Here is a 22770-nt window from a genome sequence, read left to right on the forward strand (position 1 = left end):
GACGGCGTCAGGAGCGGGGCACGACTGCCCGCAGCTGCGGCGACTTCGCAGACAGCGGCACGGTAACCCCCTGGGGGCGCGGGGAACCGCGCGATGGGCCAGGCACGGACCTGCACTCGGCGACGGACCGCAAGCCCTGCGGCGGGACCCGGCTGCTAAGACAGCAACCGCTCCAGCAGCACCGCGATCCCGTCCTCCTCGTGGGAGGAGGTGACCTCGTCGGCCACCGCGCGGAGATCCTCATGGGCGTTGGCCATGGCTATGCCCCGGGCCGCCCAGGCGAACATCGGGATGTCATTGGGCATGTCGCCGAAGGCGATCGTGTCCGCGGCCTTCAGGCCGAGACGGCGGGCGGCGAGCGACAGCCCCGTCGCCTTGGACAGGCCCAGCGGGAGGAGTTCCACGATGCCCTCGCCCGCCATGGCCACGGTGACGAAACCGCCGGCGGCCTGCCGGGCGGCCTCCGCCAGCTCGTCGTCGCCCAGCGTCGGATGCTGTATGTAGATCTTGCCCAGCGGAGCCGCCCAGAGGTCGGACACGTCCGTGAACGGGGTGGCCGGCAGCGTGCCCGTGACCGCGTAACCGGGCCCCACCAGCACCTCGCCGTCGAGCCCGTCCCGGCTGGCCGCAAGGAACAGCGGACCCACCTCGGCCTCGATCTTGGCCAGGGCCACGCCCGCCAGCTGCCGGTCCAGGGTGACCGAGGTCAGCAGGCGGTGCGCCCCGGCGTCGTAGACCTGCGCGCCCTGGCCGCAGACGGCGAGGCCCTCGTAGCCGAGGTCGTCCAGGATGGGCCGGGTCCACGGGACCGCGCGGCCGGTGACGACGATGTGGGCCGCGCCCGCCGCGGTGGCCGCGGCGAGCGCGTCACGGGTGCGCTGCGAGACCGACCCGTCGGAGCGCAGGAGCGTTCCGTCGAGGTCGGTCGCGATCAGCCGGTAGGGAAAGCCGGTCACTTGGCGACCGGCTCCAGGACCTCCCGGCCGCCCAGGTACGGGCGCAGCACCTCGGGGACCCGGACGGAGCCGTCGGCCTGCTGGTGGTTCTCCAGGATCGCCACGATCGTGCGCGGGACGGCGCACAGCGTGCCGTTGAGCGTGGCGAGCGGCTTGACCTGCTTGCCGTCGCGGACCCGGATGGACAGCCGGCGGGACTGGAACTCGGTGCAGTCCGAGGTCGAGGTCAGCTCGCGGTACTTGCCCTGGGTCGGGATCCACGCCTCGCAGTCGAACTTGCGGGCGGCCGAGGCGCCGAGGTCGGCGGAGGCGACGTCGATGACGCGGAACGGCAGCTCCAGCGAGGTCAGCCACTGCTTCTCCCAGTCCAGCAGCCGCTGGTGCTCGGCCTGGGAGTCCTCGGGCGCGACGTACGAGAACATCTCGACCTTGTCGAACTGGTGCACCCGGAAGATCCCCCGGGTGTCCTTGCCGTGCGAGCCGGCCTCGCGGCGGAAGCAGGGCGAGAAGCCCGCGTACCGCAGCGGCAGCCTGTCGGCGTCGATGATCTCGTCCATGTGGTAGGCCGCCAGCGGGACCTCGGAGGTGCCGACCAGGTACAGGTCGTCCTTGTCGAGGTGGTAGACGTCCTGGGCGGCCTGGCCGAGGAAGCCGGTGCCGGCCATGGACTGCGGGCGGACCAGCGCCGGGGTGAGCATCGGGGTGAAGCCGGCCGCGGTGGCCTGGGCGATCGCCGCGTTCACCAGGGCCAGCTCCAGCAGGGCGCCGACGCCGGTGAGGAAGTAGAAGCGGGAGCCGGAGACCTTGGCGCCGCGCTCGACGTCGATGGCACCGAGCAGCTGGCCGAGCTCCAGGTGGTCCTTGGGCTCGAAGCCCTCGGCGCCGAAGTCGCGGATCGTGCCGTGCGTCTCCAGCGTGGCGAAGTCCTCCTCGCCGCCCACGGGCACGTCGGGGTGGACGAGGTTGCCGAGCTGGAGCAGCAGCTCCTGGGTCTCGGCGTCGGCCGCGTCGCGCTCGGCGTCGGCGGCCTTGACGTCGGCGGCGAGCTGGCTCGCCCGCTTCAGCAGCTCGGCCTTCTCGTCGCCGGTGGCCTTGGGGATGAGCTTGCCGAGCTGCTTCTGCTCGGCGCGCAGCTCGTCGAAGCGGACGCCGGAGGACCTGCGCCGCTCGTCGGCAGACAGGAGGGAGTCGACGAGCGCGACGTCCTCTCCACGGGCGCGCTGGGACGCGCGCACACGGTCGGGGTCCTCACGGAGCAGGCGAAGGTCAATCACGAGGCCAAGGCTACCGGTGCGGGCTCGCCGCTCACGAATCTCCATTGCGCCGAGTTCGTATTCGCCATTGTTTGTCGGTTACGTTCCGTTCTGGGCGAATTGCGCAACGTGTCGGAACTTATCGGTACCCGTCAAGGAAAAGTGTCTCACTCCCTGGGACGGATCAGTGCTCCGGCGCCGGGTTGACCGGATTCCCTTGTGGAGAACGGGACTTCGCAGGCCCGCTGTCCACAGGGATCCACACCCTCGGGAGAGTTATCCACAGGCTGTGTGGAAGGACTGTGGATTTCGGAATTGATCACTCCGGATCCTTGTGGCGGACTGAAGAATTCCCAGGGCAAACCCCGTTCACGCCCACTTTTGAGTGGAAAGCGGTCGCTCCAAAAGATGAATCAATGGAAACGAGTGGACGAAGGGTGAGCTGCGGGACAGTGGCCGCATCGGGGGCGTCGGGGGCGATTTGTCGACCGACTCACGCACCCTTGTCGACTTGTCCCCAGGTCGAGAAGCGGACCTGTGGATAACTTCTGTGGATAACGAAGATATGCAGGTCGTACTGGCTGGAAGCAGTCTACGGCCGCCTCAGAACCGGCCGTCCTGGCAGCGCGCCACCCAGTCCGCCGCCGCCATGAACTCCTCGTCCGAGGTCCCCGTCCGGGTCGCCGGAGCCTTGGCCGGCCCGATGTCGGCACGCGGGTAGGAGCCGAGGAAACGCACCTGCAGACAGATCCGCTTCAGGCCCATCAGCGCCTCCGCCATCCGCCGGTCCGAGATATGGCCCTCGGCGTCGATGCAGAAGCAGTAGTTGCCGATGCCGGCGCCGGTCGGCCGGGACTGCAGCAGCATGAGGTTGATGCCCCGCGAGGCGAACTCCCCCAGCAGGTCGCGCAGCGCGCCGGGGTGGTCGTCGCGCTGCCACAGCACCACCGAGGTCTTGTCGGCGCCGGTCGGTGCGGCGGGCCGGGCCGGGCGGCCGACCAGCACGAACCGGGTCTGCGCGGTCTCCGGGAAGTCGTGGATCCCGGTCTCCAGGGCATCGAGGCCGTACCGCGAGGCGGCGAACTCGCCCGCGAAGGCGGCGTCGTACCGGCCCTCCTGGACCAGGCGGGCGGCGTCCGCGTTGGAGGCGGCCGACTCCCAGGCGGCGTCGGGGAGGTTCTTCCGCAGCCAGTTGCGCACCTGCGACTGGGCCGCCGGATGGGCGGAGACGGTCTTGATGTCCGACAGCTTGGTGCCGGGCCGGACCAGCAGCGCGAAGGTGATCGACAGCAGCACCTCGCGGTAGATCATCAGCGGCTCGCCCGCGACCAGTTCGTCCAGGGTGGTGGTGATGCCGCCCTCGACGGAGTTCTCGATCGGCACGAACGCGGCCTCGGCCTCGCCGGCCCGTACGGCGTCCAGCGCGGACTGCACCGAGACATACGGGACGAGCTCCCGGGTGGCCGCTTCCGGGAGCGTCCGCAGGGCCACCTCGGTGAAGGTGCCCTCCGGGCCGAGATACGCATAGCTCGCTGGCATGTCCTCACCCTAATGGCCGCGGCGGAAAGCGGCTTCCGTGTCTCATGAAGACCACTCGACCGGGTGGTTTGAAACCCCGATCGCCACTGAAAAGGACGTCAGCCCTCCAGCAGCCGCTGCCCCACGTACTCGCCCTTCGCGGCCCCGCCCGGCACCGCGAACAGCCCGCTCGCCTCGTGCCGGATGTACGGGGACAGCGCGTCGCCCCGGTCGAGCTTGCGCTGCACCGGGACGAAGCCGCGCAGCGGGTCCGCCTGCCAGCAGACGAAGAGCAGCCCGGCGTCGGGAGTGCCGTCCGCGGCGAAGCCGTCGTGGTAGGAGAAGGGACGCCGCAGCATGGCCGCGCCGCCGTTCCTGTCGGGCCGGGTGATCCGGGCGTGGGCGTTGAGGGGGACGACGTACTCGCCCTTGGCGTCGGTCTTCTCCAGGTCCATCGGGGTCGTCTCGTCGCCCCCGGACAGCGGCGCCCCATTGGACTTCCGGCGCCCGATCACCGCCTCCTGCGCCGGCACCGACAGCTTCTCCCAGTCGTCCAGGAGCATGCGGATACGGCGTACGACGGCGTAGGAGCCGTTCGCCATCCAGGCGGGCTCGCCGGAGGCGGGCACGAAGATCCGCTGGTCGAAGTCCGGGTCGGCGGGCTTGGGATTGCGGGTGCCGTCGAGCTGGCCCATGAGGTTGCGGGCCGTCATGGGGTGCGCGGTGGCGCCCGGGGTGCGGTTGAAGCCGTTCATCTGCCAGCGCAGGCGGGCCGCGCCGCCCGCGTCCTTCTGGATGGCGCGCAGCGCATGGAAGGCGACCAGGGCGTCGTTCGCGCCGATCTGCACCCACAGGTCACCGTCGCTGCGCGCCTTGTCGAGGTGGTCGGAGGAGAAGTCCGGCAGCGGGTCCAGGGCGGTCGGCCGTTGCTTCTCCAGACCCGTCCTGCCGAAGAAGGAGTGCCCGAAGCCGAAGGTGACCGTCAGCGACGAGGGCCCTGCGTCGCGGGCCACATCGGTGTCGTCGTGCGGCGCGGCCTCGCCGGCCATCAGCCGCTCGGCCGTCGTGGACCAGCGGCGCAGCAGGGCCGCGGCCTCCCTGCGGCCGGCGCCCGCCACGAGGTCGAAGGCGACCAGATGGCCGCGCGCCTGGAGGCCCTCGGTGATGCCGGGCTGATGTTTCCCGTGAAACATCGCCCGGTCGGAGCCGACCGAGGTCAGCGGGGTGGCCGGGGCGGGCGCGGCGGCGTAGCCCACGGCCCCGCCGGCGGCGCCGAGGACGAGCCCGGTGGCGCCCGCGGTGCCGAGCAGCGCGCGCCGGGAGAGGCCGTGGCCGCCCGCTGGCTGGGTCGCCTCGGGCACCTCGGCGGAGGTACGGGCCTGGGGGAGGGACGGGTCGGGCATGGTGTCGTTCAGCCGATCTGCGCGTTCTTGGAGACGGTCACCTGGTCGATGTCGGAGGTCCGCACGGTGACGGCGATCTTCCAGTCGCCGGCCATGGGGATCTGTACACCGCTCGCCGACCAGTGGCCGGTGGTGATGTGGTCGGGGGTCACGGGAAGCGGGCCGATCTTCTTCGCCTCCAGGGTGAACTCGACCTTCACCTCGGGAATGTCGAAGGCCCGGCCGTTGGGCCGCTGGACGTACACATGCATCTCGTTGCCGCCCACGCGCGCGGGGTCGAGGTCGATGCTGACGACGCCCTTGCCGTCGCTGCCGCCGGTGTCGAAGGGCATGTCCAGGGTCAGCGCGCCGTCCGAGGGCGCCGTGGCCGAGGCGGAGGAGGACGAGGAGGCGGCCTTGGCGTCCAGTTCGGTGCGGCCCGGCTCGGTCTGGGTCAGCCAGGTGGTGACGGCGAGCAGCACCACGGCGACACCGGCCTCGGCGAGCACCGTACGGCGCAGCCCGAAGCGGTTGGTGTCGCCGTCCCGCAGCCGCTTCTGCCGGGCGGCGTCCATCGCGGCCCGCTGCCGGGCGAGCTCGGCGGCGCGCCGGGGGTCTCCGCTGGTCTTGCCCTTGTTGGACTGCTTGGCCGCACCCGAGGTGACCCGTTCCTTCGCGGGATCCTCGGCCGTGACGCCGGCCGTGTCGGCGAGCCGGCCCGTCCACCGCCGCGAGAGGGAGGCGATACCGACCATGACCGCCACCAGCCCGATCTTGACCAGGAGCAGCTGCCCGTACCGGGTGTCGGTGAACGCCGACCAGGAGCCCAGCTGCCGCCAGGACTGGTAGGTGCCGGTCGCCACGAGCGCGACGACGGAGCCGAAGGCCAGACGGGAGAAGCGGCGGACGGCGGCGGCCTCCACCGGCGTCTCGGCGGGCGCCCGGTACAGGGCGACCAGCAGCGCGATGAGTCCGCCCAGCCAGGCGGCGACGGCGAGGAGGTGGACGACGTCGACGGGCATGGCGATGCCCGGCTGGAGCCCGACCGAGGCATGCTCGGCCATGGCCCAGCTGCTCGCGAGCCCCGCCGCGACGACCACACCACCGACGGCGAGCCCGAAGGTCAGATCGCGCTTCTCGTCGCCCTCCTCGCGCTTGGTGTAGGCGCCGAAGAGGACGGCGATGAACAGCGCGGCGGCGGCGAGCAGCAGCAGCCGGGAGACCAGCGCCGCGCCGGTCTTGGTCTGCAGTACCTGGCCCAGCAGACCGAGGTCGAAGACGTCGGCGAGCTTCCCGGAGGTGGTGTAGGAGCCGCGCAGGAGCAGCAGCCACAGGGTGGCCGCGGTGAGCGTGAGCCAGCCGCCGACGACCAGCCGCTGCAGGGGCCGTACGCCCGCGCCGCGCTGCCAGCAGGCGAGCACGAAGGCCGCGCCGCCGGCGAGCACGAGGAAACCGGCGTACGACGCGTACCGCCCGAAGGCGTAGAGCGCGCCCACGACCCCGCCGCCCGCGACCGGCCCGGTACCGGAGACCACGGTCTGCGAGGGCGCCCCGATGGAGAAGGTGTAGGCGCCGGAGACGGGGTGGCTGTCGGCGGAGACGACCTGGTAGGTCACCGTGTAGGTGCCCTTGCCCAGGCCCTTCCTGAGCTGCACGGCGTACGTCGTCCCGCTCAGGTTGGCCGGTTTGCCGGTCTGGACGGGCTTGCCCCGGGGGTCGAGGACGCGCAGCGAGTCGTCGTTCATCGCCACCTTCTCGGAGAAGGTGAGCGCGACCTGGCTCGGCGCCTGCTTGACCACCACCCCCTGCGCGGGGTCGCTGCCGGTCAGCGCCGCGTGCGCGGAGGCCGGTGCGGCACCCGCGAGAGTCACGCCGATGACGGCGAGGAACAGCAGCACCAGGGTGCGCAGGCTGCCCGGGTGTCGCGTGGGGGTGATGGTCCGGGTCACGGTGTGGGTCCCTCCCTCAGTGGCCGGTCGACGGGTTGTACGTGGCGGACTTCACCGGCATCTCGACGGTGAGGGACCCGGACTTGGCGAAGGTGAGCTTCACGGTGACCGTCTGGCCCTGCTTCGGCTGGTGCTTCAGCCTCTCGAACATCAGATGGTTGCCGCCGCTTTTGAACACGAGTTGACCGTGGGCGGGTATGGCGAAGGACCTCTTCTCCCGCATGGCGCCGCCCGTGGTGCTGTGCATGGTGATCTGGCCGGCGGCGTCGCTGGTCACCCCGGTCAGCTCGTCCTGGGTGCCGCCCTTGTTGGTGATCGTCAGGAAGCCGGCCGCCATGTCGGCGGAGACCGGCTGCGGTATGTACGGCCCGCTCACCGACAGTTCGGCCTTCGATGAGCCGGAGCCGGAGTCCGAGCAGCCCGCGAGGGCCAGGGCTCCGGCGAGCGCGGTGGCGGCGGTCAGGACGGCGGGGCGGTGCCTCACGGGTTCGCCCCCTCGACGAGCTTCGGCAGGTCCCTGGTGTAGTCGTCGACCGTGGCGTCCTCGCCGTAGAGGACGTAACCGCCGTTCGTCTTCGGGGAGAAGACGATGACCTGGGTGCCGTGGACGGAGACGAGCTTGCCGTTCTTGTCCTTCGTGGTCGGCTCCACGGAGATGCCGACGGAGCGGGCACCGGCCTGGATGGTGGCGAAGTCCCCGGTCAGCCCGATGAACTGCGGGTCGATGCCCTTGAGCCACTTGCCCAGCCCGGCCGGGGTGTCGCGGCCGGGGTCGGTGGTGACGAACACGACCCGCAGGTCGTTCTGCTCGGCCTTGGGCAGCGCCTTCTTGGCGACGGCGATGTTGCTCATCGTCGTCGGGCAGATGTCGGGGCAGTGCGTGTAGCCGAAGTACAGCAGGGTCGGATGGCCCTTGGTCTCCTGGCGCAGGTCGTACTTCTTGCCGTGCGTGTCGGTGAGGACCAGGTCCGGCTTCTGGAAGGGCTGGTCGAGGACGGTGGCGGCCTTGCCCGAGTCGGACGCCTCCGAGACCGCGGTGACCGGCGACTTGCCGTCGTTGCCGTTGCCGCAGGCGGAGAGGGTCAGGGTGGCGGCGGCGAGCAGCGCGGCCGCGGCGAACGTCTTCTTGCGCATAGAGGAATGTCCCAGATGTGAGTGCTCCGGCGCGCACCGGGGTCGTACGGCGGCCACGACAGCGTCGCACGCCTCGCACGACCCCCGTGCGCGGTCCGGAAGGGCTTAGGCGGTCCGGCGGCGGCCCGCGAGGACGCCGTAGGCGACGCCCGCGACGCCGGCGGCGATGCCGATCACGCCGAGCACGCGCGCGGTGGTGTCGGTGTCGTGGGAGCCGGATCCGGAATCGGCGGCCGCGTCCGCGGTCTTGTCGGAGGCGTCCTCGGCGGCGCCCGCCGTGCCGTGGTGGTCGTCGGCCGCGGCGGACAGCCGCAGCACCGGCGCCGGGTTCTCCGGCTCGTCCTGACCGGCCTGCGGCACCTCGATCCAGCGCACGACCTCCTTGTTGGAGTACGTCTGGATCGCCTTGAAGACGAGCTGGTCGGTGTTCTCGGGCAGGGCGCCGAGGGACAGCGGGAACTTCTGGAAGTAGCCGGGCCGGATGCCCTTGCCGTCGGCGGCGGTCCAGGTGACCTTGGTGACGGCCTCGTCGATCTTCTCGCCGTGCATGGTCAGCGGCTTGTCCAGCTTGGACTTGGTGACCTGCACGTTCCAGCCGGCGACGGACTCGGGCATGACCGAGGCGAGCGGGTGGTCGGCCGGGAAGCTGACCTCGACCTTGGTGGTCGAGGCGTTGTCGCGCTCGTTGGGGACCTTGAAGTCGACGACCGCGTAGCCGCCCTTGGCCGCGGCGCCCTCCGGCTGCACGGTGACGTGCGCGAAGGCGGGGACGGACAGCGCCAGGACGGCCGTGCCCGCGACGGCGCCGGCGGCAAGGGCACGGGAAGCGATACGAGAAGCCTGCATGGCAGGAGCACTCCACTCTGAGAGTTCTGGTGACGAAGAGGGGTGCGCGCACACGCGCGCGTGTCGCGCGACGGCGGCAGCCCTCACCTCGGACCGTGGGGTGGTACTCCCCGGATCGGTGGAACGGTGCGCGCGTCGCGTCAGGCGGCGAGGAGGAAGCGGGCGGCGGGCGGGCCGCGCCGGATCACCGTGTGCTGGAGTGCGGTGGTGTGCGGGTCGGGTGCCTCGTCCCGGGCGGTCCGACGGCCGCGTGGGAGGGGCTCGGAGGCGGGCAGCAGCCCGGCGCACAGGGCGCGCGCCAGCGCGAGCGCGGCGCGCAGGGAGCGTACGAGCGCCCCCTCCGCGACTCCGTGCGCCGACAGTTCGATCAGCCGCAGCAGCGCCAGGTCACCGCGGCGCAGCAGCCAGCCCGCGGCGACGGCCGCGAGGACGTGGCCGAGCAGCATCGGCAGCGAGGGCAGCAGCGCGGCGGAGGAGCCGGTGGCGTCGTAGGCGTGGCGCATGCCGCCCATGACCGCCACGGGCCGGCCCGAGCGGTCGACGAGGTGCGCGGCGAGCAGCAGGTGGAAGGCGCGCCCCGGGGTCAGGGCGGCCGGGCTCGCCCCGCACAGCAGCCGCGTGGCCTGCTCGACCAGCGCGGTGTCGCTGAGCGAGGAGCCGCGCGCGCCCGATGCCCCCGTCGTCATGCCGCTCGCCATGCTGCCGGCGGCCATGACGGTCGCGTGCTGGCCCAACCCGAACAGCGTGTGCAGCGCGGTCTGGCCGAGGGCGAGGAGCGCGGCGATGCCCGGCAGCGAGCGGGCGCGCCCGGCGAGCGGCACCACGAGCAGCAGACAGCCGAGGAAGCCCGCGCCCAGCGTCCACAGGGGCACGCTCGCGCAGGAGGCGAGGGTGTGCCCGCACGCGGCCAGCGCGACGCAGACCGCGGCGAACACCGCGGCCCGCAGGATCCGGAGCCCCGCTCCGGGACGCGCCGTACGCGGGTGGGGGGCAGTCATGGCGGCCTCATCATCGCACTGCGGTGACGGGCGCCCTGCGGCAGGGCCGGGGGAACGTCCCTCATACACCGATTCCTCCCCCGGCGCATCGGCTGTATGGGCGGAGTCACGTCAACTGTGTGCTTACGGCCCCCTACGGGCGGCAATACGTATCGGTATGTCGAGCCGCGGCCAGGAGGCTGGAGCATGAGCATCTGGTGGTCACTCCATCTGCGCCGCGAGGCAGCGAGCGTGCCGCTCGCCCGGCGGCTGCTGATCGGCACCATGGAGACGGCGGGCGTCGACCCCGAGATCTCCTACGACCTGTCCGTCGCCCTGACCGAGGCCTGCGCGAACGCCGTCGAGCACGGGGGGAACACGCCGCACGGCGGCAGCTCGGAGGCGTACCGGGTGACCGCGTATCTCGACGGCGAGAAGTGCCGTATCGAAGTGGCCGATTCCGGACCGGGGTTCTCGCTCGCCCAGGACATCCGGCCCGCCCGCGCGGACGCCGAGCACGGCCGCGGCCTGTGTCTCATCCGGGAACTCGCCGACCACGTCCACATCGGCGCCAAGCCGGGCCGGGGCGGCACGGTGGTCAGCTTCGACAAGATCCTCAAGTGGACGAAGGACCCCTCGCTGCTGACGGCATAGCAGGGGGTGCGACCCCCGCTCAGGCGTCCAGCACCTTCGCCAGCGCCTCCAGCGCCTCCGGGTACGCCCGCTCCCGTGGCGTGCCGTAGCCGACGACCAGGCCCTGCGGGCGACCGGGCGCGGAGTCGTGCCAGTGGTCGCCGAGGGTGCCGAGGGCGAGGCCCTCCGCCTCGGCGCGGGCCAGCACCTCGGCCTCGTCGGGCACGTCGATCAGGGCGTGCAGTCCGGCCGCGATGCCGTGCACGCTCCGGCCCGCGCCCAGCCGGTCCAGCAACAGGTCCCGGCGCCGCCGATAGCGCAGCCGGCACGCGCGCACGTGCCGGTCGTACGCGTGGCTGTCGATCAGCTCGGCGAGGGCCAGCTGGCCGATGGTCTCGGTGTGGTGGTCGCTGTGCAGCTTGGCGTCGGCGACCGCGTCGACCAGATCCGCCGGCAGCACCATCCAGCCCAGGCGGAGTGCGGGGCCCAGCGTCTTGGAGGCGGTGCCGAGGTACACCACCTGCCCGGGTGCCATGCCCTGCAGCGCGCCCACCGGCTGGCGGTCGTAGCGGAACTCGCCGTCGTAGTCGTCCTCGACGATCAGTCCGCCACGCGCGCGTGCCCAGTCGCCGAGCGCCCGCCGCCGCTCGGGGCACAGGGTCACCCCGGTCGGGTACTGGTGCGCCGGTGTGACCACCACGGCGGCGGCCTCGCCCAGCTCCCCGGGACGCACCCCGTGCGTGTCGACCGGCGCCGGCAGGACCGTTCCGCCATTGCGCCGCACGACCTCCCGGTGGAACGGCAGCCCGGGGTCCTCCATGGCGACGGCGGCGCCGTCCAGCACGCGCGTGAGCAGCGCGAGGCCCTGGACGTACCCGGAGGTGATGACGATCCGCTCCGGTGGCGCCAGCACCCCGCGCGCCCGGCCCAGATAGCCGGAGAGCGCCGTGCGCAGCTCGATCCGGCCGCGCGGGTCGCCGTAGTCGTACGTCAGTGAGGGCGCCGTCGCTATGGCCCGGCGCAGCGCGCGCAGCCAGGCCGCCGCCGGGAACGCGCCGACGTCCGGGCTGCCGGGGCGCAGATCGAAACGCGGGGCACGCGTGCGTGCCGCGGTGCCGGGTTCGGCGGCGGCGACGGGCTGCAGCTCGGCGACCCGGGTGCCCGATCCCTGGCGCGCCGTCAGATATCCCTCGGCGACGAGCTGGTCGTAGGCGGCCTTGGCGGTGCCGCGTGAGATGCCGAGCTCGGTGGCGAGCCGCCGGGTGGCCGGCAGCCGGGTCCCGGGCACGAGCCGCCCGTCCCGTACGGCGTCCCTGAGGGCCCGCTCCAGTCCGATCCGGCGCCCGTCCGCCGAGTCCGGCTCCAGATACAGATCGACACCGACACCGGACCAGAAGTCGTCCACGAGAACCTTCCCCCAGGCACGCGAATGGCCGGGCACCTGCCCGGTACCCGGCCATTGAATCTCAGATCAGCCCTTCAGCGCGGCCATCCACGCCTCGACCTCGTCGGAGCGGCGCGGCAGACCGGCCGAAAGGTTTCGGTTGCCGTCCTCGGTGACCAGGATGTCGTCCTCGATCCGGACGCCGATGCCCCGGTACTCCTCCGGCACGGTCAGGTCGTCGGCCTGGAAGTACAGGCCCGGCTCGACGGTGAGCACCATGCCCGGCTCCAGCGTGCCGTCCACGTACGTCTCGGTCCGCGCGGCGGCGCAGTCGTGGACGTCCATGCCGAGCATGTGGCCGGTGCCGTGCAGGGTCCAGCGGCGCTGCAGGCCCAGTTCCAGGACGCGCTCCACCGGGCCCTCGACCAGGCCCCACTCGACGAGCTTCTCGGCGAGCACGCGCTGGGCGGCGTCGTGGAAGTCGCGGTACTTGGCGCCCGGCTTCACGGCCGCGATACCGGCCTCCTGGGCCTCGTACACGGCGTCGTAGATCTTCTTCTGGATCTCGCTGTACGTGCCGTTGACGGGCAGCGTGCGCGTGACGTCGGCGGTGTAGAGGGTGTGGGTCTCCACGCCGGCGTCCAGCAGGAGCAGGTCGCCGGAGCGGACCGGGCCGTCGTTGCGGACCCAGTGCAGGGTGCAGGCGTGCGGGCCGGACGCGCAGATGGAGCCGTAGCCGACGTCGTTGCCCTCCACACGCGCGCGGAGGAAGAACGTGCCCTCGATGTAGCGCTCGGACGTCGCCTCGGCCTTGTCGAGGACCTTCACGACGTCCTCGAAGCCGCGGACCGTGGAGTCGACGGCCTTCTGCAGCTCGCCGATCTCGAACTCGTCCTTGATCAGACGGGCCTCGGACAGGAAGACGCGCAGCTCCTCGTCGCGCTCGGCGGTGACCTTGTCGGTCAGGGCGGCCTCGATACCGGCGTCGTAGCCGCGCACCACGCGCACCGGGCCGGTGGCCTCGCGCAGCTTGTCCGCCAGCTCGCGCACGTCGGCGGCCGGGATGCCGTACAGCGCCTCGGACTCGGCGAGGGAGTGGCGGCGGCCGACCCACAGCTCGCCCTGGCCGGAGAGCCAGAACTCGCCGTTCTCGCGGTTGGAGCGAGGCAGGAGATAGATCGTCTCCTGGTGGCCGTCGGCGGTGGGCTCCAGGACCAGGACGCCGTCCTCGGTCTGGTTGCCGGTGAGGTACGCGTACTCGACGGAGGAGCGGAACGGGTACTCGGTGTCGTTCGAGCGGGTCTTCAGGTTGCCCGCCGGGATCACCAGGCGCTCGCCCGGGAAGCGGGCGGAGAGCGCGGCGCGGCGGCGGGCGGTCTCGGCGGCCTGCGGGATCGGCTGCAGGTCGCGCAGCTCCGTGTCGGCCCAGCCGGACTGCATGTTCTCGGCCAGCTCGTCGGAGACGCCCGGGTACAGGCCGTTCTTCCGCTGCTTGATGGGCTCCTCGGACTCGGCCTCCGGGCCCTCCGCGGTAGCGGAGTCGGGGACAGCCGGGTTGAGCTCGTCGGACACGTGATCCTCCTCGATACGCCTGGTGATCTCCCCCGGGGCCCGCGACGCTCCTGCTTGTGGCCGAGCGGGGACCACCATCATCGTACGGTCGTACCGTGGCCGGACCGGGACCGGATGACCTGCTATGCCCGGTCATGCCGGCCTGTGCGGCGGCGCTCAGTCGAAGCGGGCCGCCAGCAGCACCACGTCCTCCTCGCTGTCCGCCCGGTCCAGGCCGTCCGGCAGGACGGTGCGCAGGACGTGGTCGGCGACGGCGCCGGGGTCGTGGCGCAGGGCGCGCGGGATGCTCGCGGCGGCCGCGTGCAGGCGGGCGAAGGCGCGGTCCGTCGGGTCGCCGGTGCGGTGCAGCAGCCCGTCGGTGTAGAGCAGCATCGTCTCCCCGGCCTCGGCCTGGATCTCCACGCTGGGCGCCTCCCAGCAGGCGAGCATGCCGAGCGGGGCGGAGACGGAGGTCTCGGCGAACTCGGTGCGCCGCTCGCCGATCAGCAGCGGCGGGCTGTGCCCGGCACCGGCCAGGGTGATCTTGCGCAGCGCGGGCTCGCAGTAGGCGAACAGCGCGGTGGCCGAGCGGGCGGGCTCGGTCAGCCGCAGCAGCAGCTCCAGGTCGGACAGGACGGCGACCGGGTCCTCGCCCTCCATCACGGCGTACGCGCGCAGGGAGGCGCGCAGCCGGCCCATGGCGGCCACCGCGCTGGGGCCGGAGCCGGTGACCGAGCCGACGGACAGGCCGAGGGCGGCGTCCGGCAGCGGCAGCGCGTCGTACCAGTCGCCGCCGCCGCGCGGGCCGGTGCGGTGCCGGGCGGCGAGCTGGACGCCGGGTACCCGGGGCAGCCGGGTGGGCAGCAGTTCCCCGGTGATGGTCGTCACGCGCGCGCGTGCGCGTTCCACCTCCAGCAGCCGGGCGAGGTGCTCGGTGGCGTGCCGGACGTAGAGGCCGGCGAGGTGGCGCTGCCGCTCGTGGGGTTGGGCCGGCTCGTCGTAGAGCCATACGGCGGCGCCGAGGCGGCCCGCGGAGTCGGTGGCGAGGGGCAGGGCGTAGCTGGCGGCGTAGCCGAGCCGGGCGGCCACCTCGCGGTGCCGGGGGTCCAGACCGTCCTCGGCGAGCAGGTCGGGGTGGAGGATCTCGCCGGCCGTGCCGGTGTCGTACGGCAGCGCGCCGCGCGGGACGGTCTCGATGTGGCCGAGATCGGCCCGGCCGAGGCCGAGGCCGAGGGTGGTGCGGGGGCCGAGCCCGTCGCCGGGTTCCAGGGCGACCAGGCCGCGGCGGGCGCCGACGAGGGCGGCTCCGGCGCGCAGGAGCTCGTGGAGGGCCGGTTCCAGCGCGTTCGTGCGGGACAGGCGCTCGGTGAGCTCGTGGAGGGTCGTGAGGTCCGAGACCCAGCCGGCCAGCCGGTCCTGGAGGAGGGCGCCGGGCGCGGGGGTGTTGGGGGCGGGGAGGGGAGCGGGGTCCGGGGAGGGTCCGGCGCCGGCGGCGGGGGGAGCGGGCGCAGTGTGTGCGGGCGTCGGAACCGCTGGATCGATTCCAGCCACTTTCGGAGGGTGCGGGGCGTTCATGGCGTCCGGCCTTCAGACCGGTGCGTATTGCTGAAAAGCATCGCAAACCCCCATGTCATTCTGCGCCGCTAGCAGTGTCTCCACATGTACACGCACTCGTGAGGGGATGTCCAGCATTGTCCTGCGGGGATTCCTGGTGTCCATGAGTCGCACGAGGTTTTCCTCGAACCCCTTGCCTTACTGCCAAGTTGGCTGAAAACTGCAGCAGGTATCGGTCCATTGCGGTCGACTGGCCTTGCTCCACGGAGCGTCACAGCGGTCGTGATGGGTACGTACTCGGTGAAGGCCAGGGGTGGTTGGGGACCACCCGGAACCTGGCGACGGACCCGGGCGTCATAGCCACCGACGGCCGAGCCCCATCCTCCCTGGCGGAGGCGGAGAGAACCACGCGCGACGGCAAAACGCCATACTTCGCCACCCCCGCGCCGCACCCCGTGTTGTGTGATGGACGCACTATGGACGCGGACGCGGCCCATGCTCGACCCCCTGGGGTTCCCCCTGCCGTGCGCAGGGGTGTGATGCGCCAACAGGTACGCACAGTGAAGTGATCGACACATGGTGTGATGTGGACCACGGTGTTGCCAGCGGTGCAACGGAAAGGAACGAGCGCTCATGCGCGAGATCCTCGGAAGGCGACGCAGGCTCCTGTCCAGGCGGAACGACGGGAGGCCCAGGCGTGAGGAGAGGCCGGAGCTGATCAGCGCGGCCCTGACCTTCGCGACCGAATGGCAGTGGCCGGTGCTCCCGGGCGTGGCCCCGGACCCGCAGGGGCGCGCCCGCTGCGCCTGCCCCGACCCGGAGTGCACCGTGCCCGGTGCGCACCCCTTCGATCCCGGCCTGCTCGCCGCCACGACCGACGCCCGCATGGTGCGCTGGTGGTGGGCCAACCGGCCCAGCGCGCCGATCGTCCTGGCCACCGGCGGCAAGGCGCCCTGCGCGGTCAGCCTGCCGGCGCTCGCCGCCTCCCGCGCCCTCGCCCTGCTCGACCGGCGGGGCATGCGCCTCGGCCCGGTGATCGCCGCCCCGGCCCGCTGGGCGCTGCTGGTGAAGCCGTACTCCATGGAGCAGTTGGGCGAACTGCTCTACGCCAAGGACTTCGTCCCCGGCTCCCTGCGCTTCCACGGCGAGGGCGGCTACCTCGCCCTGCCCCCGTCCGAGACCGGCCAGGGCGCCGTCCGCTGGGAGCGCGCCCCGCTGCCGGGCTCGGCGTCACCCTGGGTGCCCGGCGTGGAGGCCGTGGTGGACGCCGTGGTCGACGCCCTCACTCGTACGGGTGTGAGCGCGCCCGAGTTGTAGCGGCGTGCGGCGCGGGCGCGGCCGCGAGCCTCGCCGGGTCGTTATCTTCCGCACATGCTGCATATGTCTGGGGGACATGGCCGTCAGGCCTCCGGGGGGCGTTCTGGGCGGCACGGCCGCCGATCGGCACGGGGCGCGGCCCGGCCGCCGAGAGTGGAGCCGGCCGGGGTGCGCGAGCCGGACTCCCGCAAACTGCGGTTGTTCGCGCTCGTGGGTGCCGTGACGGCCGCGGTGGTGCTGCCGCTCGCCGTGGCGTCCGCCGGGCAGGTGGGCGGGTCGGTACGGCACACGGTGGCCGGGAAGGCGCGGGACGTCGTACGGGCCGCCGCTGATGAGGCCGCTGCGGGGCGCGCCCTCGCGAGCCACCAGGGCGCAGGGAGCGAACCGGGCTCCGGACGGGGTGAGGGGGGCTCCCGCCGGAAGGACGGGGGCTCCGGGCAGGGTGACGCGGGCTCCGGGCACGGTGATGCGGGTGTCGGGCGGGAGGACGCCAAGCTGCCCTCGCTCGACGGGTCCCCTCGGCTGCTCGGGCTGGGTCTGGCCACCGCCGCGCGGTGCGGCGCCCAGCTCACCTCCCCCGACGGCATCGAGGCGCAGACCTGCGTCCTGGCCCAGGGCAGCGACACCTGGGCCCGCACCTACTACCGCAACTCCACCGGCGAGGGGCTGGATGCCGTGCTCAGCCTGATGGGTCCGGGCGGTCACAGTGTGCAGATGCACTGTGTCACGGGCGGCGACGACGAGCCCGCCACCTGCGAGACACCCCGTGAACGCAGCCGGGGCGGCATGGACGCCTACACGGCCGTCACCGAGTTCGCCAGGCGAGGGGCCGACGGCCCGCTGCTGCTGCGCTCGAGCAGCGACTCGGCGGGCGGCGACGGCAAGTACGGTACCGACAACGGCAGTTGACGCTCCACAGCGCACCGCGGCTCGCCGTGGGCGGCGTACGCGGACATGGAAAGACCCGGTTGCTGGCGACGGGGGATGCACCAGCAACCGGGCTACTGGAACGGTAACAAGAGATCGGCGGTTCGCAAATTCCGTCTGGGGCATTCGGCCACCGATTTCCCTGTCGCCAGGGCGAGTTGTGACAGGAGTCACCTGTTTCGCGGGCCGTGCGCGCGCCTCACCGACCGTTCAGTCCCAAGGCGCGCGCGGCGGCGTCAGCTGAGCGTGACCTGCCGGTTGGTCAGTCCGCCACGCGCCCGGCGCTCGTCCGGGGTGAGCGGCTCGGTGGTCGCCAGGGCGGCGGCGAGGCGCTCGGCGAACTCGGCGGCCGGCTTCTCCACGTCGTCCGCCGTGACCCCGCTCGGCAGGTCCCAGACCGGCACGGTGAGGCCGTGAGCACGGAAGGAGCCCACGAGGCGGGTGCCCTCGCCCAGCTGGGAACGGCCCGCCGCGTGCAGCCGCGCCAGAGCGTCCAGAAGCTGTTCCTCCGGATGCGGCATCACCCAGCGCAGGTGGTTCTTCTCCGGGGTCTCGCACCAGTACGCGGCGTCCACACCGGTCAGTCTCGCCGTCGGGATGGCGGCCGCGTTGGCCCGCTCCAGGGAGGCGGTCACCTCGGGCGTGGCGTTCTCCGCGTCCGGCACCCAGAACTCGAAGCCGCTGTGCACGACCGGCTCGAACGGCGCCTGGAGGTCGAGCACGTCCTGCAGCCGCGGGCCGCCGGCCGGGGCGCGGCGGCCCTGCACCGGGGTGCCGGCCTCGGCGGTCAGGGCGCGCTGGAGGGTGTCGGCGAGGTCGCGGCTGAGGTCACCGGACGCCGTGTCGTTCTGCAGGCCGAGCACGACCGAGCCGTCGTCACGGCGCAGCGCGGGCCAGGCCATCGGCAGCACCGTGGCCAGCGTGACGGACGGGACGCCCTCGGGCAGGCCGTCCTTCAGGGTCAGCTCGACCGTCGCGGCCGGCACCAGCTCGCGCAGCGCCACCCAGTCGCACTCGCCGGGCAGCCCCTCGAACGGGCGGTGCACCAGCTCCGTCGCCGCGTGCGCCGCGGCCCGGCCGTGGCACGCCTTGTAGCGCCGGCCGCTGCCGCAGGGGCAGGGCTCGCGGGCGCCGACGACCGGGATCTCCTCATCGGTCAGCTGTGGCTTGGCCTTCGTCTGGGGTCGCTTCTTGGCCATCGTGGGTGTCTCCCGGTTACGGCGCTTCTCGTACGGGCGGGAGCCTAGCCGTTCAGGCCATGACCGGCTGGAACCTGTGGACAACGCACGCCCGCTCGACGCCAACGGTGTGAACCTGTGGACAACTTCGGCCCCTCCCCGACCCACTCCGGCTTCTGACGAGAGGGGTCCTGGGGCGGGCACCGGCCGGCCCTCGACCGGCGGTCCGGTCCGGGCCGGGTGGCGCTGGACCGGCGGTCTGGTTCAGACCGGTGGTCCTGGCTTCCGTCCGCGCGTCGCGGCCCCGGCCCCCGGCCCCCGTCCGCCTCGTCGAGCCGACGTCCGGTGGTCCCGGGTGACCCAGGCCTCGAAAACGCCCGTCGGCCCCTGCCCGTCATCGCGCGGCTCAGGGCCTCGATCGCGCCCGTCGCCCCAACTCGCCGACCGCGTCCGTCAGTCGAGGTCCTGGAACGCGTCCGCGAAGTCCAGATCGGGCAGGTGCGGGAGCGCGGGGGACGTGACGCGCGTAGCGAAGCCGTCCCGGCGGCAGCCGGCATCGGGATCGTGTACGTCCTCGTGCACCACCACCCAGACCGTCACCTCGCCGTGCACGTCGTCCCGGACGCCCCAGTCGTCGGCGAGGGCCGTGATGATGTTCAGCCCACGGCCGCCGTGTGCGGTCACCGACGGGGTGGCCGGCGCCGGGCGGGTCGGACCGCCGCCGTCCGTCACCTCGACGATGAGCCGGCCCCGTGCGTCGACCCGCCACGCGGCGCGCACGTCACCGTCGCCGGCCAGCGCGTCCCCCAGGGGCCGCCCGTGTTTGCACGCATTGCTCAGCAGTTCGGAAAGGATCAGTACGGCATCGTCGATGACCGATTCGGCCACGCCACCGCTGCGCAACTGCGAACGCATCCGGTGTCTCGCCTTCCCCACGCCCGCAGGGCCATGGGGTACGGCCATGCTCGACGACGTGGGCACCTCCTGTGCCACCACCAACGCCACCCCCGAGACCTCCTTTGCCCCACGCCACGGTGTGGATGCCCCATTGGCCTGTACCGGAAACCGGCCAATCCTCTTCCGGTGACGCATTCGCAACGGCCCTGCACGGAGCGAACGCGCCGGAGCACTCCCCGTGACGAAGGCCTTTTCTCTGGACGTCGTATGGCTGGATTTCAGTGGTGTGGCCGAGAGTGGAGGATTCAGCAGCCGCACAGCGGGGTCAAGGGACGGGCACAGCTCCTTACCCGCCTCTTGAGGTCACCTTGAGGTCACAGACGCCCCAGCCGGCGCAGCACCGCGCGCGGGCGGTTGGTGATGATGGCGTCGATGCCCAGCTCGACGCAGAGATCGACGTCCTCGGGCTCGTTCACGGTCCACACGTGCACCTGGTGACCGGCGCGCCGCAGCCGCTCCACATAGGCGGGGTTGTTGCGCACGATGCGGATCGAGGGCCCCGCGATCCGCACGCCCGCGGGCAGCCGTCCGTCGCGCAGCCGGGGCGTGAGGAACTGCACGAGATAGACCGTCGGCAGCGTCGGCGCGGTGGCACGCACGCGGTGCAGCGAGCGCGCGGAGAAGCTCATGACCCGGACCTGGGACTCGGCGGCGGAGGCCGGCGCGTCCAGGCCGAACCGCTTCAGCAGCGTCAGCAGCCGTTCCTCGACCTGGCCGGCCCAGCGCGTGGGGTGCTTGGTCTCGATGGCGAGCTCCACCCGCCGCCCGGCGTCCGCGACCAGCTCCAGCAGCCGCTCCAGAGTGAGCACGGAGGTCTCCTCGCGGTCCTCCGGCCGGTGCTCCCAGTCGGGCTCCTCGTCCCGTCCGCGCCAGCTCTCGCGCGTCTTCCAGGAACCGAAGTCGAGCGCGGCGAGATCGGCCAGTTCCAGCGCGGAGACGGCGCCGCGGCCGTTGGAGGTACGGTTCACCCGCCGGTCGTGGACGCAGACCAGGTGGCCGTCGGCGGTGAGTCGTACGTCGCACTCGAGGGCGTCGGCGCCGTCCTCGATCGCCTTCTTGTAGGCGGCCAGGGTGTGCTCGGGAGCGTCCTCGGAGGCCCCCCGGTGGGCGACGACCTGGATGGAGCGCTGTAGTGCGTGGGTCACCGCGTCATGGTGCCACCGTCCGGGGGCGCGTGGGGGTGCCCAGGCGCACCTGTGCCCGTTTATGTAACTTTTGCAAGTAAGGCCCTATGTAAGGAATGGTCGCGGACCCACAGCCACCGCTTATGGTGCTCTGACGGCTCGTGGGAAAAGCTGACTGCATACAAACGGAACAGTGAAGACTGACCACAGCACCATGCGCAGCCGCCGAGCGTGACCGTGCGACCGAACACAACAGCCGTGGACCGAGGAGAAGAGCTGTGAGCACCGAGAACGAGGGCAACGAGGTACCCCAGGCCCCGTCCGCACCTCCTGTGCCGGTGGCCTCTCCCGCCGCGACCCCGCAGGGCTCCGCCCCCGGGGGGAGCGAGCCGACGGCCCCCCTCCCGCCCGTACCCCACGACGCTCCGGCCGCGGCCGGACCGCATGGATCCGGCCCGTCCGCCTCAGGCCCGGCCCCCGACGGCTCCTGGCCGCCCCCGCCGCAGGCCAACCCGCCCTACGGCGAGGGCGCGGCCCACGGTGACGGCGCCCCGGGCGGATTCGGTGCGGGCGGTGCGGGCGGCGCCGGCGGCTGGGGTGCGTCGTGGCAGCAGCCCGCGCCCAAGCCGCGCAGCGGCCGCGGCGGTCTCGTCGCCGCCGTCCTGGTGGCCGCGCTGGTCGCGGGCGGCCTGGGCGGCGGCCTCGGCTACACCCTGGCCAAGGACAACGACAGCAGCGGCTCCACCACCGTCTCCGCCTCCGACAGCGGCGCCACCCAGGTCAGGCGCGCGCCCGGCACGATCGCCAACGTGGCCGCCCGGGCGCTGCCCAGCACGGTCACCATCGAGGCCGAGAGCACCAACGGCGAGGGCGGCACGGGCACCGGCTTCGTCTTCGACAAGCAGGGGCACATCGTCACCAACAACCACGTGGTGGCGGACGCGCTCGACGGCGGCAAGCTGACCGCCACGTTCCCTAATGGCAGGAAGTACGACGCCGAGGTCGTCGGCCACGCGCAGGGCTACGACGTGGCGGTCATCAAGCTCAAGAACCCCCCGTCCGACCTCAACCCGCTGGCCCTCGGCGACTCCGACAAGGTGGCCGTCGGCGACGAGACGATCGCCATCGGCGCCCCCTTCGGCCTGTCCAACACGGTGACGACCGGCATCATCAGCGCCAAGAACCGCCCGGTGGCCTCCAGCGACGGCAGCTCCAGCAGCAAGGCGTCGTACATGAGCGCGCTGCAGACCGACGCGTCGATCAACCCGGGCAACTCCGGCGGCCCGCTGCTGGACGCCTCCGGTGCGGTGATCGGCATCAACTCGGCGATCCAGTCGACCAGCAGCGGCGGCTTCGGCTCCGGCCAGTCCGGCTCGATCGGCCTCGGCTTCGCCATCCCGATCAACCAGGCCAAGTACGTCGCCCAGCAGCTGATCAAGACCGGCAAGCCGGTGTACGCCAAGATCGGCGCCTCCGTCTCGCTGGAGGACTCCACCAACGGCGCGAAGATCACCGACCAGGGCGCGGGCGGCTCCGCCCCGGTCGAGGCGGGCGGCCCGGCCGACAAGGCGGGCCTCAAGCCGGGTGACGTCATCACCAAGCTGGACGACATGGTGATCGACAGCGGCCCGACCCTGATCGGCGAGATCTGGACCCACAAGCCCGGCGACAAGGTCACGATCACCTACAAGCGCGGCGGCCAGGAACACACGGTCCAGCTGACCCTGGGCTCCCGAGTCGGCGACAACTGACCGCACGACCGGCACGCACGCGCAGGGGCGCCCGGGTCCCGTACCGGCTCCGGAGGCCCACTGCGCACCACGCCACCCGCCGGACGTCCGATCCCGGTACGCTGTACCCGCTCCGCCCCAGGTGGGCGCGAGCAAGGTGGGTTGCCCGAGCGGCCTAAGGGAACGGTCTTGAAAACCGTCGTGGCGCGAGTCACCGTGGGTTCAAATCCCACACCCACCGCGCAGATGAACGGCCCCTGATCAGGTGAAAAGGTCAGGGGCCGTCGCGTTGTGCGGTGCCCGCTCGGCACCGTGATTCCCCGTGGTTCCCCGCACGATCGGGCACGGATGGGGCACGGGCACCTTCTGGTCCGTAGCTCTATGCGTATAGGCCGGGGAG

At 72.3% G+C, this 22770-nt stretch carries 19 protein-coding genes and 1 tRNA gene; 5 read left to right on the plus strand and 15 right to left on the minus strand.

The window, feature by feature from the left end:
• Positions 1-155: 155 nt before the first annotated feature.
• The 9 genes from ABB07_RS19680 to ABB07_RS19720 form a co-directional block, all read right to left on the minus strand.
• Positions 156-956 carry an HAD family hydrolase gene (locus ABB07_RS19680; RefSeq protein ID WP_208899938.1) on the minus strand — a complete coding sequence of 267 codons (801 nt, stop codon included), beginning with the start codon at positions 954-956 and terminating at the stop codon, positions 156-158.
• Positions 953-2230, minus strand: coding sequence for a serine--tRNA ligase (gene serS / locus ABB07_RS19685; protein WP_208899939.1), 1278 nt, complete (start codon positions 2228-2230; stop codon positions 953-955). Before serS ends, ABB07_RS19680 begins: the two co-directional genes overlap by 4 nt.
• 582 nt (positions 2231-2812) lie before the next feature.
• Entirely contained in the window at positions 2813-3748 is a 936-nt protein-coding gene (gene pheA / locus ABB07_RS19690) for a prephenate dehydratase (protein WP_208899940.1), read from the minus strand.
• A 98-nt stretch (positions 3749-3846) separates the two neighbouring features.
• The gene (gene efeB / locus ABB07_RS19695; protein ID WP_208899941.1) at positions 3847-5130 is read right to left on the minus strand and encodes an iron uptake transporter deferrochelatase/peroxidase subunit; all 1284 of its coding nucleotides are present in this window, start codon (positions 5128-5130) and stop codon (positions 3847-3849) included.
• Between the two features lie 8 nt (positions 5131-5138).
• Positions 5139-7058, minus strand: coding sequence for a copper resistance CopC/CopD family protein (locus ABB07_RS19700; RefSeq protein ID WP_208899942.1), 1920 nt, complete (start codon positions 7056-7058; stop codon positions 5139-5141).
• A gap of 16 nt (positions 7059-7074) precedes the next feature.
• Positions 7075-7542 carry a copper chaperone PCu(A)C gene (locus tag ABB07_RS19705; RefSeq protein WP_208899943.1) on the minus strand — a complete coding sequence of 156 codons (468 nt, stop codon included), beginning with the start codon at positions 7540-7542 and terminating at the stop codon, positions 7075-7077.
• Positions 7539-8192, minus strand: a complete 654-nt coding sequence (locus ABB07_RS19710; protein ID WP_208899944.1) for an SCO family protein — start codon at positions 8190-8192, stop codon at positions 7539-7541. The genes ABB07_RS19705 and ABB07_RS19710 overlap by 4 nt, the downstream gene beginning before the upstream one ends.
• A 105-nt stretch (positions 8193-8297) precedes the next feature.
• A complete protein-coding gene (locus ABB07_RS19715) occupies positions 8298-9038 on the minus strand; it encodes a YcnI family copper-binding membrane protein (RefSeq protein ID WP_208899945.1) in 741 nt (246 codons plus the stop codon).
• Between the two features lie 140 nt (positions 9039-9178).
• On the minus strand, positions 9179-10036 hold the full coding sequence (locus ABB07_RS19720; RefSeq protein ID WP_208899946.1) for a hypothetical protein: 858 nt from the start codon (positions 10034-10036) through the stop codon (positions 9179-9181).
• A gap of 186 nt (positions 10037-10222) precedes the next feature.
• On the opposite strand from ABB07_RS19720, the gene ABB07_RS19725 reads away from it, so the two are divergent.
• Entirely contained in the window at positions 10223-10669 is a 447-nt protein-coding gene (locus ABB07_RS19725) for an ATP-binding protein (RefSeq protein ID WP_208899947.1), read from the plus strand.
• Positions 10670-10688: 19 nt separating this feature from the next.
• On the opposite strand, the gene pdxR is transcribed toward ABB07_RS19725, so the two are convergent.
• The 3 genes from pdxR to ABB07_RS19740 all read right to left on the minus strand — a co-directional run bounded on the left by pdxR (position 10689) and on the right by ABB07_RS19740 (position 15158).
• Positions 10689-12053 carry a MocR-like pyridoxine biosynthesis transcription factor PdxR gene (pdxR, locus tag ABB07_RS19730; RefSeq protein WP_208899948.1) on the minus strand — a complete coding sequence of 455 codons (1365 nt, stop codon included), beginning with the start codon at positions 12051-12053 and terminating at the stop codon, positions 10689-10691.
• A 66-nt stretch (positions 12054-12119) separates the two neighbouring features.
• A complete protein-coding gene (locus tag ABB07_RS19735) occupies positions 12120-13604 on the minus strand; it encodes an aminopeptidase P family protein (protein WP_208899949.1) in 1485 nt (494 codons plus the stop codon).
• A 156-nt stretch (positions 13605-13760) separates the two neighbouring features.
• Positions 13761-15158, minus strand: a complete 1398-nt coding sequence (locus ABB07_RS19740) for a PP2C family protein-serine/threonine phosphatase (RefSeq protein WP_208899950.1) — start codon at positions 15156-15158, stop codon at positions 13761-13763.
• Positions 15159-15770: 612 nt separating this feature from the next.
• Here ABB07_RS19740 and ABB07_RS19745 point away from each other — a divergent pair.
• Together ABB07_RS19745 and ABB07_RS19750 are read left to right on the plus strand one after the other, a co-directional pair.
• Positions 15771-16454: a bifunctional DNA primase/polymerase gene (locus tag ABB07_RS19745; RefSeq protein ID WP_208899951.1), complete on the plus strand. Its 684-nt coding sequence runs from the start codon at positions 15771-15773 to the stop codon at positions 16452-16454.
• 168 nt (positions 16455-16622) lie between these two features.
• Positions 16623-17363 carry a hypothetical protein gene (locus ABB07_RS19750; RefSeq protein ID WP_208899952.1) on the plus strand — a complete coding sequence of 247 codons (741 nt, stop codon included), beginning with the start codon at positions 16623-16625 and terminating at the stop codon, positions 17361-17363.
• A 254-nt stretch (positions 17364-17617) separates the two neighbouring features.
• On the opposite strand, the gene ABB07_RS19755 is transcribed toward ABB07_RS19750, so the two are convergent.
• The 3 genes from ABB07_RS19755 to ABB07_RS19765 all read right to left on the minus strand — a co-directional run bounded on the left by ABB07_RS19755 (position 17618) and on the right by ABB07_RS19765 (position 20661).
• Positions 17618-18580 (minus strand): DUF5926 family protein, encoded by a 963-nt coding sequence (locus ABB07_RS19755; protein WP_208899953.1) that lies wholly within the window; start codon positions 18578-18580, stop codon positions 17618-17620.
• 432 nt (positions 18581-19012) lie between these two features.
• Entirely contained in the window at positions 19013-19651 is a 639-nt protein-coding gene (locus tag ABB07_RS19760; protein WP_208903528.1) for an ATP-binding protein, read from the minus strand.
• A gap of 179 nt (positions 19652-19830) precedes the next feature.
• Positions 19831-20661 carry a glycerophosphodiester phosphodiesterase gene (locus ABB07_RS19765; RefSeq protein ID WP_208899954.1) on the minus strand — a complete coding sequence of 277 codons (831 nt, stop codon included), beginning with the start codon at positions 20659-20661 and terminating at the stop codon, positions 19831-19833.
• A 257-nt stretch (positions 20662-20918) separates the two neighbouring features.
• Between ABB07_RS19765 and ABB07_RS19770 the strand changes: the two genes are divergently transcribed.
• Positions 20919-22391, plus strand: coding sequence for a S1C family serine protease (locus ABB07_RS19770; protein ID WP_208899955.1), 1473 nt, complete (start codon positions 20919-20921; stop codon positions 22389-22391).
• A gap of 135 nt (positions 22392-22526) precedes the next feature.
• Positions 22527-22611: transfer RNA gene (locus tag ABB07_RS19775), tRNA-Ser, on the plus strand.
• Positions 22612-22770 lie beyond the last annotated feature (159 nt).

Source organism: Streptomyces incarnatus, assembly GCF_001027185.1.
GTDB lineage: Bacteria > Actinomycetota > Actinomycetes > Streptomycetales > Streptomycetaceae > Streptomyces > Streptomyces puniciscabiei.

Bases quoted from the DNA above. Each gene is read 5' to 3' on its own strand.
- pheA (WP_208899940.1), bottom strand. From the start codon at position 3,748: ATGCCAGCGAGCTATGCGTATCTCGGCCCGGAGGGCACCTTCACCGAG.
- efeB (WP_208899941.1), bottom strand. From the start codon at position 5,130: ATGCCCGACCCGTCCCTCCCCCAGGCCCGTACCTCCGCCGAGGTGCCC.
- ABB07_RS19710 (WP_208899944.1), bottom strand. From the start codon at position 8,192: ATGCGCAAGAAGACGTTCGCCGCGGCCGCGCTGCTCGCCGCCGCCACC.
- ABB07_RS19715 (WP_208899945.1), bottom strand. From the start codon at position 9,038: ATGCAGGCTTCTCGTATCGCTTCCCGTGCCCTTGCCGCCGGCGCCGTC.
- ABB07_RS19720 (WP_208899946.1), bottom strand. From the start codon at position 10,036: ATGACTGCCCCCCACCCGCGTACGGCGCGTCCCGGAGCGGGGCTCCGG.
- ABB07_RS19725 (WP_208899947.1), top strand. From the start codon at position 10,223: ATGAGCATCTGGTGGTCACTCCATCTGCGCCGCGAGGCAGCGAGCGTG.
- ABB07_RS19740 (WP_208899950.1), bottom strand. From the start codon at position 15,158: ATGAACGCCCCGCACCCTCCGAAAGTGGCTGGAATCGATCCAGCGGTT.
- ABB07_RS19745 (WP_208899951.1), top strand. From the start codon at position 15,771: ATGCGCGAGATCCTCGGAAGGCGACGCAGGCTCCTGTCCAGGCGGAAC.
- ABB07_RS19755 (WP_208899953.1), bottom strand. From the start codon at position 18,580: ATGGCCAAGAAGCGACCCCAGACGAAGGCCAAGCCACAGCTGACCGAT.
- ABB07_RS19760 (WP_208903528.1), bottom strand. From the start codon at position 19,651: ATGCGTCACCGGAAGAGGATTGGCCGGTTTCCGGTACAGGCCAATGGG.